A 13556-nucleotide genomic window follows, 5' to 3' on the forward strand; every position below is an offset into this window, starting at 1 on the left:
AAGGCCGATTCAAGGAGGAGCCCCATGGCCGACGACCTGCTTTCCCAACTCAAGGCGATGACCACGGTGGTCGCCGACACCGGCGACATCGAGGCCATCCGCCGCTTCCAGCCCACCGATGCCACCACCAACCCCTCGCTGATCCTGCAGGCGGCCCAGCAGGAGGGGCGGCGCGCCCGCCTGGCCGAGATCGCCGGCCAGGCCACCGATCTCGACGACGCCCTGGACGCCGTGGCGGTGGAGATCGGCAGCGAGATCAGCGCCCTGGTGCCGGGCTACGTCTCCACCGAGGTGAGCGCCCGGCTCTCCTTCGACACCGAGGCGACCCTGGCCCGCGCGCGTTCGCTGATCGAGCGCTACGCCCGCCATGGGGTCGGCCCCGAGCGGATCCTGATCAAGGTCGCCGCCACCTGGGAGGGCATCCGCGCCGCGCGCCAGCTCGAGCGCGAGGGGATCCACACCAACCTGACGCTGCTGTTCAGCTTCGCCCAGGCCCAGGCCTGTGCCGATGCCGGCGTCACCCTGATCTCCCCCTTCGTGGGGCGCATCCTCGACTGGCACAAGGCGCAGCAGCCGGAGGCCGACTTCAGCGGCGACAACGACCCCGGCGTGCAGTCGGTGAGGCGCATCTACGAGCACTACAAGGGCCACGGCTACCAGACCATCGTGATGGGGGCGAGCTTCCGCAACAGCGGCGAGATCAAGGCGCTGGCCGGCTGCGACCGCCTGACCATCTCGCCGGCGCTGCTCGAGGAGCTGGCCGGGAGCCAGGGAACCCTGGAACGGCGCCTCACCCCTCAGGATGCCGAGACCCGCGCCCCGGAGCCGCTGGACGAGGCGGAGTTCCGCTGGGCCCTCAACGAGGATGCCATGGCCACCGAGAAGCTGGCCGAGGGGATCCGCAAGTTCATGGCGGACCAGCGCAAGCTGGAGACCCTGCTGGGCGAGCTGCGCCGGGGCTGAAGCGACTCGCCCGGCGAAGATGCCCCACGACGCATCGGGCGCCACCTCTGCGAGGTGGCGCCCGATGCGTCTCTGCAACCGGAAGGTCGGGAGGTGACAAGCCTCAGCGGTGGGAGGTGGCCTCCTGGGCCTCGAGCATCTCGACGAGGGGCTGGAACTCCTCGCGGTTGTGCTCGTTCATGCGCATCAGGATGCGGTGCGCCTCTAGGATGCGCCGCCGGGTCTCCTCGACGTCGCAGGGGATCTCGGGCAGCTCGCACAGCTCGCGGGTCTCGGTGATCGGCGCCTCGACCATGGTGAAGTAACGTGAGAAGCCCATCACGTCGAGCATGCGTCGGATGTCGTCGCTGTCGGCCACGATGGTGGGACGCTCGGCCAGGCGCCCCTGTACCGCCATGGCCACCTTGGCCAGGAAGCCCAGGGCCGTGGAGTCCACGTTGGTGGCGTCGCGCAGGTCGATGATCAGGGTTTCCAGCCCCGGCGTCTGCGCCAACTGTTGGGCCTGGCTGTCCAGGGTGGCGCACAGGGTCAGGCGAACGTCCCCGCACAGCTTGAGGACGAAGACGCCGGCGTCGAACGCCGCCTTGATGCGCCCTTCATGAATCTGCATGGCCAAATCCGCTCAACATCATGATCGTCAGGTCGTCGGGCAAGGCATCCTCGCCCGGCGTGAGGTCCAGGGCCAGGTTGGCCCTCAGGTCCGCCAGCGTCGCGCTGGCCTCGACCTGCCGCTCCAGTTCCCTGAGCCGCGCGTCGAGCGTGTCGCCCGGCAGGCACTCCAGTACTCCATCGGAACACAGCCACAGGCGGAAGTTCTCCGGCAGCGGACGGCCCAGCGTGGGGTAATCGGCGCCCGGAAACAAGCCCACCGGCATGCCCTCGCCGGCCAGGGGGAGCGCCTTGCCGTCGGCCACCAGCAGCGGCATGGGCAGCTGCGCGCCCAGCGAATAGTGCAGATAGCGACGCTCGAGGTCAATGATCCCCACGAACAGGGTCGCATGCTTGCCGATGCCGGTGTCCAGCAGCTCGCGGTTGAGGTCCTCGAGCCAGCGCGCCGGCAGCGCCTCGGGGTGCTCGCCATCCCACTCGTGCTGCCAGCGGTTAGCCAGGTACTTGAGCAGCACGGTGACGAAGGCCGAGGAGGCGCCGTGGCCGGAGACATCAGCGAAGTAGAACAGCAGGTGGCGCTCGTCGAGCAGGTGGAAGTCGAGGAAGTCACCGGAGAGGTAGAGGTAGGGGGCGAACCAGTAGTCGCAGTGGACCCCGCCCAGGGTCTGGGGACGCGGCGGCAGCATCTTGCGCTGGATCTGGCCGCCGGCCTGCTGGTCCAGGCGCAGCATCGCCAGGTGGGTCTCCAGGGTCTCGTTGAGCTCCTCGAGGCGCGCCTGGTCCCTCCGCCGCGCCTCCTCCAGGGCCCGCAGTCGGATCACCTTGCGGATCATGCGGCGCAGCAGCTGGCCGTGGCGACAGGGCTCGACGATGTAGTCCACCAGCCCCGCATCCACCGCCGAGAGCAGATCCGGGGCGTCGCGGCTATCGCTGACCACCAGGGTGGGCAGGCGCTCGCACAGCGCCGGCCACTCGTCGGCCGGCACTGCCCGCACATGGGCCACCACCAGGTCGACCGCGTCGGGCAGTTCATCGGCATGGCCCACCGCCACCACCGCCAGGCCGTCCCGAGCGATGGTCTGGGCCAGGGCGTCCCGCGCCGGGCCCGGGGCGTCGATCACGCCGATCAGCTGCTTGGAGCGCTCCATGTCTCGGCCTCAGTCGGCGAAGGCGTCGTCGAAGTCGGCGTCGTCGAACCCGAAGTCGTCGCTGGCGAAGGGGTCCTCCCCCAGCTCGCCGTCGCTGACCTCGAAGCGCCGGCGCTGCAGGTAGGCGTCGCGGATGAAGGCGTAGCGGTCGCCCTGGATCAGCGCCTCCTGGTCGAGCAACCCCGCCCGGGTGTCGATGATGCGCAGCGCGGTAAGGCCGAGGCGCGTCTCGTCATCCTCGATGTAGGTGGTCGGGTAGCTGTACATGTCGGCGGGCAGGCCACCGGTGTCGCGCAGGGTGCTCGGCCCCAGCAGCGGCAGCACCAGGTAGCGCGACTCCTCCCAGCCCCAGGCACCCAGGGTCTGGCCGAAGTCCTCCTCCTGGCCGGTGATCTCCATGCGGCTGGCCACGTCCCACAGGCCGCCGATGCCCACCGTGGTGTTGATCAAAAAGCGCGACATGGCGATGCTGGCGTTGCGACCCTTGCCCTGCAGCAGGCTGTTGAGGACGGTACGCGGCTCGCCGAGGTTGGAGAAGAAATTGCCCACCCCGGTCTCCACCGGGTCCGGGGTGACGAAGCGGTAGCCTCGCGCCACCGGCTTCAGGGCGTAGCGGTCGATCACCTCGTTGAAGGCGAACACCTTGCGGTTGAAGCCCTCCCAGGGGTCCTCGGGGCGCGGCTCCTGCTGCACGCCCCCGCCGCTGGCGCAGCCGGCCAGCAGCGCGGCGGCCGCGATTCCCAGCAGGGCGCGCCCGCCGCGCCGTCCCTGTGCCTTGTGGTCGCTCATCGTGGTCTCCCTGCGAATGTTCGGATCGATCATGCCGTCATTGGGCGCGGCGTACCACCACGCTGCCCGCGCTGTAGCCGGCACCGAAGGAGCAGATCACCCCGGTGTCGCCGGCGGCCAGGTCGTCGTGGTGCAGGTGGAAGGCGATGATCGAGCCCGCCGAGCTGGTGTTGGCGTAGCGGTCGAGGATGATCGGTGCCTGCTCGGGGCTCGGCTCATGGCCCAGCACGCGACGCGCGATCAGGTCGTTCATGTGGCGGTTGGCCTGGTGCAGCCAGAGCCTCGCCAGGTCGTCGCCACAGAGGCCAAGGCTCGCCAGGTGCTCGCCGATCAGCGCCGCCACCAGGGGGCAGACCTCCTTGAACACCCGCCGCCCCTCCTGGACGAAGAGCTTGTCCGCGGCCAGCGGGTCGGCATCGGTGACCCGGTTGAGGAAGCCTGAGTTGTTGCGGATGGCGTTGGAGAAGCGCGTCACCAGCCGGGTGCCGAGGATCGCGAAGCGCGCCTCGGCGGTGGCCAGGTCGTCACGCTCCAGCACGATGGCGGTGCAGGCGTCGCCGAAGATGAAGTGGCTGTCGCGGTCGCGGAAGTTGAGGTGCGCCGAGCAGATCTCGGGGTTCACCACCAGGGCGCGGGTGGCGTTGCCGGCGCGGATGGCGTTGGCCGCGGTCTCGATGGCGAAGGTCGCCGAGCTGCAGGCCACGTTCATGTCGAAGGCATAGCCGCCGGCGCCCAGCGCGGCCTGCAGCTCCACCGCCACCGCCGGGTAGGGGCGCTCCAGGTTGGAGCAGCCGACGATCACCAGGTCGATGTCGGCCCCCGCCACCCCCGCGGCGTCCAGCGCCTGGCGGGCGGCGTCCAGGCCCATCTCGCACTGGATCGAGGGCTCGTCGTTGCCGCGCTCACGCAGCCGTGGGCGCATGCGCTCGGGGTCGAGGATGCCCTCGGCATCCAGCACATGGCGGCTGTGGATGCCGGAGGCCTTGACGATGAACTCGCTGCTGGAGGGCGCCAGGGGCTCGCGCTCCCCGGCCGCGATCGCCTCGGCGTGGCGCGCGTTCTCGGCCTCCACCCAGGCGTTGAAGGACGCCACCAGGGCGTCGTTGTCGATGCTGTGCGCCGGCGTGAAGAGTCCCGTGCCGGTGATCACCACTTGCGTCATGCGTCTCTCCTTGCCGCGGCCTTAGCCGCCGTGGTCGCCTCGGCGACCGCCATGGCCGGGCGTCTATCCGCGCCCGGTGATCTCGGCCCAGCGCTTCTCGAGGCGCTTGGCGGAGACCGGGAAGGCCGTGCCCAGCTGCTGGGCGAAGAGCGATACCCGGAGCTCCTCGATCCACCAGCGGAACTCGTCGAGCTCGGGGGGCACCATGCCGCCGCGCCGCTCGCTCTCCAGTCGCGCCTCGAGCCGCGCCTCGAAGTCCTGGACCTGCTGCATCTGCATCTGGTCGCGGTTGCGCTCCCGGGGCGCCTTCTCCAGCCGGATCAGCGCCGCCTCCATGTAGCGAGGATACGCCTCCAGCCACTCCCCCGCCTCCCTGATGAAACCGGGATGCACCAGGCGGGCCATCTGCGCCTTGAGGTCAGCGTAGACCAGCGCCAGGGCCAGGTTGAGGTTGCCCTTCAGCGCCTTGGTCACGGCCAGGTGTCCCTTGAGGGCCGCCTCGAGGTGCCCCAGCTGGCGCTCCGCCTCCGGGCGCAACGCCTCCCGACACTCGGCCAGGCGCTCCGCCAGGGCCTCGGCGGAGCGCGGCAACGGGTCCACCGCCACTACCCGGGCGAACACCGCACGCACCAGGTCATCGGCGAGCTGGCGCTTGCTGCCCACCTTGGCGAACAGCAGGGCGCAGGTCTCCACCCCCTTGAGGCGCTCGATCTCGCGCACCGTCTGGGGCAGCTCGCGCATGGCCAGAGCCACCACGCCGTCGCGATGGGCCAGGCGCGCCTTGTCGGGATGGTCGAAGAGCTCGACCCGGAAGGCCTCGGCGTGGGGCACCAGCGCCGGGAAGGCCTCGACCCGGATGCCCGCCTGGGTGGTCACCCGGGACTCCGGCAACGCCGCCTCGGGCAGCCCGGCCAGGTCGTCGGCGGCGCTGGCCTCCCGGGCCAGGGCGCGGGCACCCTCCCCCGCGGCCTCCTCGAAGCGCCGCTCGAGCGCCCGAAGGTCGCGCCCCTGGCCCAGGGGGCGCCCCTCGTGGTCCACCACGCGCAGGTTCATGATCAGGTGCGGCTCGAGCTGGTCCAGACGCCAGTCGTCGGGGTGCACTCGCACCCCGGTGCGCCGGCGCAGGAACTCACCCAGCGCCTCGGTGAGGGGAGTATCGTCCGGGGTCATCGCCTCCAGCGCCGCGTCGACCCAGTCAGGGATCGGCACCACCTGGCGGCGGATCGCCTTGGGCAGCGACTTCATCAGGGCGATGCACTTCTCGCGCAAGAGGCCCGGCACCAGCCACTCCAGGCGCGCCACCGGCAGCTGCGGGAGCATCGCCGCGGGCACGGTGAGGGTGACGCCGTCGTCCTCGGCACCCGGCTGGAAGTGGTAGGCGAGCGGGTAGCGCACCCCGTCGAGGAGCAGCTCGTCGGGGTAGTCGGCGCGGGTGACCTCGCTGGCCTCGCGCGCCAGCAGGGCGTCGCGATCGAACTTGAGGATCTCGGGGTCCTCGGCCTCGGCCTTCCTGCGCCACGCCTCGAAGCCCTTGCCGTTGACGATGTCCGCGGGGATCCGCTCGTCGTAGAAGGCGAACAGGGTCTCCTCGTCGACCAGGATGTCGCGGCGCCGGGCGCGGTCCTCGAGGTCCTCGACCTCCTCGATCAGCGCCCGGTTGTGGGCGAAGAATTCGCCGCGGGTCCGGAACTCGCCCTCCACCAGGGCCCGGCGGATGAACAGCTCGCGGGCCTCGCCAGGGGCGATCGCCCCGTAGTTCACGCGCCGGCCACTGACGATGGGCAGGCCGAACAGGGTCACCTGTTCGCTGGCCACCACCTGGGCGCGCTTCATCTCCCAGTGGGGCTCGGCGTAGCTGCGCTTGACCAGATGGCCAGCCACCGGCTCGATCCAGCGCGGGTCGATCCTGGCCACGCTGCGCGCGAAGAGTCGCGAGGTCTCCACCAGCTCGAAGGCCATCAGCCACTTGGGGTTCTTCTTGGCCAGCCCCGAGCCCGGATGGATGACGAACTTGCGGTTGCGGGCCCCCAGGTATTCGCGATTCTCGGTGAGCAGGCCGAGATGCGAGAGAAGCCCCGGGAGCAGCGCGCGATGCAGGGCCACGCCACTCTGGCGCCGCGCCTCGCGGGCGGCTTCCGTCGGCTCGCCCTCCTCGGTCACGGGAAGAGGGGCCGGCGGCGGCACCTCGATCTGCATGTCACGCAGCAGCTGGCGCAGCTGGCGGAAGGTGTCGTGCCACTCGCGCATGCGCAGGTAGTTGATGTAGCGCTCCTTGCACCAGCGCCTGAGCTGGTTGCCGGAGAGCTCCTCGCGGGCCGCCTCGAAGCCGTGCCAGAGGTTGAGCAGCGCCATGAAGTCGGACTCCGGGTCCTGCCAGCGGCGGTGGGCCTGGTCGGCGGCCTGGCGCTTCTCCGCCGGGCGCTCCCGGGGGTCCTGCACCGCCAGCCCGGCGACCACGATCAGCACCTCGCGAAGTCCGCCCTGCTCGGCGCCTGCCAGCACCATGCGCGCCAGGCGCGGGTCGATGGGCAGCCGCGCCAGGCGCCGGCCGAGGGGCGTGAGGCGGCTCGCCTCGTCCACCGCGCCCAGCTCGAAGAGCAGCTTCAGGCCGTCGGTGACGAAGCGCGCATCCGGCGGGTCGACGAAGGGGAAGGCCTCGATGTCACCGAGCTTCAGCGACAGCATCGAGAGGATCACCGAGGCCAGATTGGTGCGGCGGATCTCGGGGTCGGTGAATGCGGGGCGCGAGAGGAAGTCGTCCTCGTCATACAGGCGGATGCAGAGGCCCTCGGCCACGCGGCCACAGCGCCCCTTGCGCTGGTCGGCGCTGGCCTGGCTGATGGGCTCCACCGGCAGGCGCTGGATCTTCGAGCGGTAGCTGTAGCGGCTGATGCGCACCAGGCCCGGGTCGATCACGTAGCGGATGCCCGGCACGGTCAGCGAGGTCTCGGCGACGTTCGTGGACAGCACGATGCGCCGCCCCCGGTGGGGGGCGAAGACACGGTTCTGCTCGGCGTTGGAGAGCCGCGCATAGAGCGGCAGGATCTCGGTGCCCTTGAGGTCGGCGCGGCGCAGGGTATCGGCGGTCTCGCGGATCTCGCGCTCGCCGGGCAGGAACACCAGCACGTCCCGGGGGCCGTGGAGCCAGCCCTTCTCGCGCTCGACCCGCTCGATCTCCTCCACCGCATGGAGGATCCCCTCCTGCAGGGTACGATCCTCCTCGTCGTCGGCCTCGCGCGCGAGCGGCCGGTAGCGCACCTCCACCGGGTAGGTGCGCCCGGAGACCTCCACCACCGGGGCCGGCGCGGCCTCGCCATCCTGGCCCGGCAGCGCGAAGTGCTCGGCGAAGCGCGTCACGTCGATGGTGGCGGAGGTGATGATCACCTTGAGGTCGGGACGCCGCGGCAGCAGGCGGCGCAGGTAGCCGAGCAGGAAGTCGATATTGAGGCTGCGCTCGTGGGCCTCGTCGATGATGACCGCCTCGTAGCGGGTCAGGTCCGGGTCGTGGCGGGTCTCGGCCAGCAGGATGCCGTCGGTCATCAGCTTGACCAGGGTGTCGTCGCCGCTCTGGTCAGTGAAGCGCACCTGGTAGCCCACCTGCTCGCCCAGCGGGGTCTCGAGCTCCTCGGCCAGGCGCGTGGCCACCGAGCGCGCCGCCAGGCGACGCGGCTGGGTGTGGCCGATCAGGCCGCGCCGGCCGAGGCCGAGCTCCAGGCAGAGCTTGGGCAGCTGGGTGGTCTTGCCGGAGCCGGTCTCGCCGGCCACCACCACCACCTGGTGCTTCTGGAGGGCGGCGAGGATCTCCTCGCGGCGCTCCACCACCGGCAGCTCCGGGGGATAGTTCAGGGTCACCGGGCGCGCGGCGCGGCGCTCCACCAGGCCGGCGGAGCGCGCCATGGCCTTCTCCACCTCGGCGAGGCCGCGATCCACCGGCTTGCCCTCCTTGAGCCGCCGGGCCAGGCCCTTGAGGCGTTTCTCGAGGCTCGCTCGGTCGCGCAGCAGCACGTCGGCAAGCCCCTGGCGCAGGGTGCGCAGGCGGTCGGCATCGGACAGGCGTTGGGTGGCGGCGGGGGTCTCGTCGGACACGGCGACTCCGGTAAGGGCTGACGACAACGCCCGCGCCGGGGACTCCGGCGCGGGCGCCTTATTGTAACGCCGCGTCCATGGCGGCGGCCAATCGCTGGTTGGGGCGTAGATAGCCGTTCTGCTCAAGGCTGTTCCGGCGACAGGCCTACGAGGGGGCGCTACGAGTACGTCCTTGTAGGCTACCTCGGCCATCCCTGGTCCTCGGACCCCCTCTTCGACCTGTCCCCGGCGCCTTTCGCTGTCCTCGCATGGCTAACGACGATAGCCCTGGCGAGGGCTCAGTCGCCCTTGCCGGCCTTCTCCCGCTCCTCGTCACGCAGCTGGCGGCGCAGCACCTTGCCCACGTTCGTCTTCGGGAGCTCGTCGCGCAGCTCCACGTACCTGGGCACCTTGTAGCCGGTCATCTCCTTCTTGCACCAGGCGCGCAGCGCCTCGGGGTCGAGGTCGTCGCCGCGCGGCACCACGAACAGCTTGATCGCCTCGCCGCTGGTCTCGTCGGGCACGCCCACCGCGGCGGACTCCAGCACGCCGGGGTGGGTGGCGACCACGTCCTCCACCTCGTTGGGGTACACGTTGAAGCCCGAGACCAGGATCATGTCCTTCTTGCGGTCGACGATGCGGATGTAGCCCTCCTCGTCCAGCACCGCGATGTCGCCGGTGTGGAACCAGCCGTCGTCGTCGATCACCTTGATGGTCTCGTCGTCGCGGTTCCAGTAGCCCTTCATCACCTGGGGGCCCTGCACGCAGAGCTCGCCGGGCTCGCCGAAGGCCAGGTCGTTGCCCTCGACATCCACCACCTTGACCCGGGTGCCGGCCACCGGCTTGCCGATGGTGCCGATGCGGATGGCGTCCACCGGGTTGAAGCTGACCACCGGCGAGGTCTCGGTGAGCCCGTAGCCCTCGGCGATGTCGCAGCCGGTGACCTCCTTCCAGCGCTCGGCCGCGGCCTTGGTCAGCGCCATGCCGCCGGAGATGGTCAGGTGCAGCCGCGAAAAGTCCAGGGCCCGGAAGTCCTCGCGGTTGCACAGGGCGTTGAATAGGGTATTGAGCCCGATGAAGGCGGTGAACGGCAGGCGCTGGAGCTCCTTGACGAAGCCCGGCAGGTCGCGCGGGTTGGTGATCAGCACCGAGTGGTTGCCGGTCTCCATCAGGAACAGGCAGTTCACCGTGAAGGTGTAGATGTGGTAGACGGGCAGCGGCGCGATCACCACCTCCTCGCCATGGTGGAGCCTCGGCCCGATGGCCTGCCCCGCCTGGAGCATGTTGGCCACCAGGTTGCGGTGGGTGAGCATGGTGCCCTTGGCCAGCCCCGTAGTGCCCCCGGTGTACTGCAGCGCGGCGATGTCATCGAGGTCGCGCTCGACGTCGCGATGCTGGCGCGCCGCGCCCACCTTGAGGGCCTGACGGAAGGCGGTATGGCCAGGCAGGGAGAAGGCCGGCACCAGCTTCTTGACGTGCTTCACCACCAGGTTGATCAGCGGCCGACGCGGGAAGGCATGGAGGTCGGCGAGCTGGGTAACCACCACGTGCTGGATGTCGGTGCGCTCGAGCACCTTCTCGAGCTTGTCGGCCATGTTGGCCAGGATGACGATGGCCCGGGCGCCGGAGTCCTTGAACTGGTGGGCCATCTCGCGCTCGGTGTAGAGCGGGTTGGTGTTGACCACCACCAGGCCGGCGCGCAGGGCGCCGAACACCGCCACCGGGAACTGCAGCACGTTGGGCAGCTGGATGGCGATGCGATCGCCCGGCTCAAGGGTGGTCTCGTACTGCAGCCAGGCGGCGAAATCGCCGGAGAGGCGATCCAGGTCGGCGAAGCTCAGCGTCTGCCCCATGCAGCTGAAGGCGGGCTTGTCGGCATACTTCCCCACCGCGGCGTGGAAGATGTCGGTCACCGACCGGTAGGCCTCCATGCCCTCCAGGGCGGGACCTTCGAGGACGGGGGCGTTGGCATGCTCACTCATGGCGTCTCTCCGCGCTGCGGTCGATGGCTCATCGACGCTTGTTGTTCTCTCCGGGCTACCTTACTACCGCCCCGGGCGCGCTGCAAAACGATCGATTCAAACTATCGTTTAAAGGCATCCCGCCGCCGCCCCAGGCTACGGCTCACGCCGCCCGTAACGGGCGCGGATGGTGCCGTCGCGCCACACCAGCAGCTCCCCCGGGGCCATGCGCTCCCAGGCCTCGTTGTCGGTCAGGGGCTCGGTGGCGATCACCGAGACGATGTCGTCCGGGGTGGTGTGCTCGGCGAAGTTGACCGCGAGTTCGGCATCGGAGAGGCTCGCCTGGCCGAAAGGGGCACGGCGGGTGATATGCGCCAGCTTGGTGGAGCAGAAGGTGTAGAGGTAGTCGCCGTCGGCCAGCAGCAGGTTGAACACCCCCAGGCCGCGCAGCCGTTCGCAGAGCTGGTGCAGCAGCCGCCACATCCCCTCGCGCTCGACGTCGTTGGCGGGACGCCGCGGAAAGCGCCGTCGCAGCTCGCCCAGCAGCCAGCAGAAGGCGTGCTCGCTGTCGGTGTCGCCCACCGGGGTGTAGAAGCTCAACGGCAGCGCCTGCCAGCCGGCGAGCTGGCCATTGTGGGCATAGCACCAGGGCTGGCCCCACATCTCGCGCACGAAGGGGTGGGTGTTGGCCAGCCGCACCTGGCCGACGTTGGCCTGGCGGATATGGCTGATCACCACATGCGACTTGATCGGGTAGTCACGGATCAGTCGGGCGATGGGCGAGCGCACCGAGGGGTGGGGGTCGCGGAAGTCGCGATAGCCCCCCTCCTCGTAGAAGGCGATGCCCCAGCCGTCGCGGTGGGGGCCGGTGCCGCCGCCGCGATGCAGGAAGCCGGTGAAGCTGAAGCAGATGTCGGTGGGCACGTTGGCACTCATGCCCAGCAGCTCACACATGGGGATCCTCCCGGTGGGTCTGGTGACGACGGTCACGGCGGGCGCGCCACCGCCAGGCAAGCAGCACCAGCAGCGCCACGCCGGCGGCCGCCGCCCAGGCCTGGGGCCGGCGGGCCAGCTCGGCCAGCCGCGGTTGCCAGGCCTCGCGCCAGTGGGTGACCCCCACCGCCACCCAGGCATTGAGGCCCTCGACCAGGCGCGCCACCCGCCCCTCGGGGGCGGCGTCGCGGCCGACGGCGAGATCCTCGTGGAAGCGCTCGGCGGCGAGCTCGCCTTCGCTGGCGGCCAGATCGAGGCCGGTGGCGGCCTCGGCGAAGAGTACCAGGCGCGGCAGGCGCAGCTCGCGGGTCTCGCCCCCAAGCTCCACCTCGGCGCCCAGCAGCAGCGGGCGGCGGATGGACGCATCCAGCTCGGGCAGGGCCACCGCCCAGCGCCGCGGCGCGAGCGGCTCGACGGCGAGGCGCTCACCATCGAGCTCGGCCCAGGGGCGGGCGCTGCCGTGGTCGAGCTCGGGGTGGCGCGCCTCCAGCACCACACGCCGGTTGGCCGGCTCGTGGTGCGCGGTCAACGGTGCCAGCAGGTTGATCGCCTGGACCCGCTCGCGGGTGAAGCCCTCGGCCTCGGCGCGCACCGTCAGCCGGGCGGTGCCGGGCAGCGCCGGGGCCGGCAGTGTGCCGCGGAAGCGCTCGCCCTCGCGCTCGAGGCGGATCGCCGACTGTACCCGGCCGTCGGCATCGGTGAGCTCGGCGCCCAGGCTCAGCCCCGCCAGCTCGCCCTCGAAGGGAACGCCGTGACGCGTCAGCCACGCCTCCACCGGCAGCGGCAGGCCCAGGAAGGCGGTGGCGGGCAGGGCGCCGGTGTTGAGCGCCAGCGCCGAGGCGACGCCGATGCGGCTGTCGGCGCCGATCTCGCCCACGACCCGCCACTCCCCCGGCATCGGCTCCGGCACCCGCAGCAGGTCGAAGCGTGTCCCGGGCTGCCAGCGCCCGTTGGGCGGCGGCGCCTCGGCGTCATACTCGCCGCCATCGGGTGCCACCAGGGTCAGCGGCTCGGCATCGGGGTCATGGAAGAGCAGCGCGGAGAAGGCCTCGACGCCCGGTTCGACGACGAAGCGCCCCGCCTCGAGAGGGATGCGGTCGGCGGGGTAGATGCGCTCGACGATGTCCAGGAAGGCGCCCAGCAGGCTCTCGGGGGAGACCACCTGGGCCGGCAGGCCGCCGGTGGTGCGCGACAGCGACTCCACCAGTGCCATGTCGGCCTGGCCGGAGAAGGCGATGGCGTGAACCACCACGCCGGCACCGGCCAGGCGCGGGGCCAGGCGCTCCAGCAGCCGCTGGCGCGAGGCGGCGTCCACCTCGGGCTTGGGGCCGCGGGCGGGGGGCAGGTCGATCACCCCGTCGGTGAGCAGCACCAGGTGACGCCAGCCCTCGGCCTCGGGGTCGGCGGCGGCACGCACCGCGGCCTCGATGTCGGTGTAGGGCTGTGCGCCGGCCAGACTCGGCCGCAGGCGGCGGGCCTGCTCGCGCCACTCGCCATCCACCTCGCCCCGGGGCAGGGGGTTGGCCACCGTCTCGCCGAAGGTCCAGACCCCGGCGAGGGTACCCTCCGGCAGCAGCGAGACCAGCAGTTCCAGGGCGCTGGCGCTGAGGCGCTCGGGGTCGTTCTCGCGCATGCTGCCGGAGACATCGATGATCACCCGCACCTCGGGGGGCGCATCCACCGGCTGCGCCGCGGCGCTCGGCCCGAGGAGAAGCCCCAGGCAGCACGCCATCAGGGCGCACACCCCCACCCGGCCCATGCGCCGGCGCCCTGCCCTGGCCTGCGCTTCGCGACCTCTGCTGCTGGCCATCCCGGCCTCCTTGTTCGATCACTCCTGGCGGCTCGCCCGCGGCCGACCGATCCTGC

Annotated in this window: 9 protein-coding genes; 1 reads left to right on the forward strand and 8 read right to left on the reverse strand. The window is 71.0% G+C overall.

All coding sequences use genetic code 11. The features are described 5' to 3' along the window. Positions 1-24: 24 nt before the first annotated feature. Complete coding sequence (gene tal, locus Q673_RS27860; RefSeq protein ID WP_023005991.1) at positions 25-963, forward strand: transaldolase; 939 nt, start codon at positions 25-27, stop codon at positions 961-963. Positions 964-1066: 103 nt separating this feature from the next. On the opposite strand, the gene Q673_RS27865 is transcribed toward tal, so the two are convergent. The 8 genes from Q673_RS27865 to Q673_RS27900 form a co-directional block, all read right to left on the reverse strand. Beyond that, positions 1067-1573: an STAS domain-containing protein gene (locus tag Q673_RS27865; RefSeq protein ID WP_023005992.1), complete on the reverse strand. Its 507-nt coding sequence runs from the start codon at positions 1571-1573 to the stop codon at positions 1067-1069. Then, complete coding sequence (locus Q673_RS27870; RefSeq protein ID WP_023005993.1) at positions 1560-2720, reverse strand: PP2C family protein-serine/threonine phosphatase; 1161 nt, start codon at positions 2718-2720, stop codon at positions 1560-1562. Before Q673_RS27870 ends, Q673_RS27865 begins: the two co-directional genes overlap by 14 nt. 9 nt (positions 2721-2729) lie before the next feature. Further along, positions 2730-3509: an MlaA family lipoprotein gene (locus Q673_RS27875; protein ID WP_023005994.1), complete on the reverse strand. Its 780-nt coding sequence runs from the start codon at positions 3507-3509 to the stop codon at positions 2730-2732. Between the two features lie 37 nt (positions 3510-3546). Continuing rightward, positions 3547-4671: a beta-ketoacyl-ACP synthase III gene (locus tag Q673_RS27880; protein ID WP_023005995.1), complete on the reverse strand. Its 1125-nt coding sequence runs from the start codon at positions 4669-4671 to the stop codon at positions 3547-3549. Positions 4672-4734: 63 nt separating this feature from the next. Further along, a complete protein-coding gene (gene hrpA / locus Q673_RS27885) occupies positions 4735-8757 on the reverse strand; it encodes an ATP-dependent RNA helicase HrpA (protein WP_023005996.1) in 4023 nt (1340 codons plus the stop codon). A gap of 278 nt (positions 8758-9035) precedes the next feature. After that, a complete protein-coding gene (locus Q673_RS27890; protein WP_023005997.1) occupies positions 9036-10718 on the reverse strand; it encodes an AMP-binding protein in 1683 nt (560 codons plus the stop codon). Positions 10719-10853: 135 nt separating this feature from the next. Further along, positions 10854-11651 (reverse strand): class II glutamine amidotransferase, encoded by a 798-nt coding sequence (locus Q673_RS27895; RefSeq protein WP_023005998.1) that lies wholly within the window; start codon positions 11649-11651, stop codon positions 10854-10856. Beyond that, entirely contained in the window at positions 11644-13500 is a 1857-nt protein-coding gene (locus Q673_RS27900; protein ID WP_023005999.1) for a VWA domain-containing protein, read from the reverse strand. The genes Q673_RS27895 and Q673_RS27900 overlap by 8 nt, the downstream gene beginning before the upstream one ends. Between the last annotated feature and the right edge of the window lie 56 nt (positions 13501-13556).

This window comes from Halomonas sp. PBN3 (assembly GCF_000475415.1).
In the GTDB taxonomy this organism is placed as follows: Bacteria; Pseudomonadota; Gammaproteobacteria; order Pseudomonadales; family Halomonadaceae; genus Halomonas; species Halomonas shengliensis.

Coding starts and splice junctions, on each gene's coding strand:
- Q673_RS27890 (WP_023005997.1), bottom strand. CDS start 10,718: ATGAGTGAGCATGCCAACGCCCCCGTCCTCGAAGGTCCCGCCCTGGAG.
- Q673_RS27865 (WP_023005992.1), bottom strand. CDS start 1,573: ATGCAGATTCATGAAGGGCGCATCAAGGCGGCGTTCGACGCCGGCGTC.
- Q673_RS27895 (WP_023005998.1), bottom strand. CDS start 11,651: ATGTGTGAGCTGCTGGGCATGAGTGCCAACGTGCCCACCGACATCTGC.
- Q673_RS27900 (WP_023005999.1), bottom strand. CDS start 13,500: ATGGCCAGCAGCAGAGGTCGCGAAGCGCAGGCCAGGGCAGGGCGCCGG.
- Q673_RS27870 (WP_023005993.1), bottom strand. CDS start 2,720: ATGGAGCGCTCCAAGCAGCTGATCGGCGTGATCGACGCCCCGGGCCCG.
- Q673_RS27880 (WP_023005995.1), bottom strand. CDS start 4,671: ATGACGCAAGTGGTGATCACCGGCACGGGACTCTTCACGCCGGCGCAC.
- tal (WP_023005991.1), top strand. CDS start 25: ATGGCCGACGACCTGCTTTCCCAACTCAAGGCGATGACCACGGTGGTC.
- Q673_RS27875 (WP_023005994.1), bottom strand. CDS start 3,509: ATGAGCGACCACAAGGCACAGGGACGGCGCGGCGGGCGCGCCCTGCTG.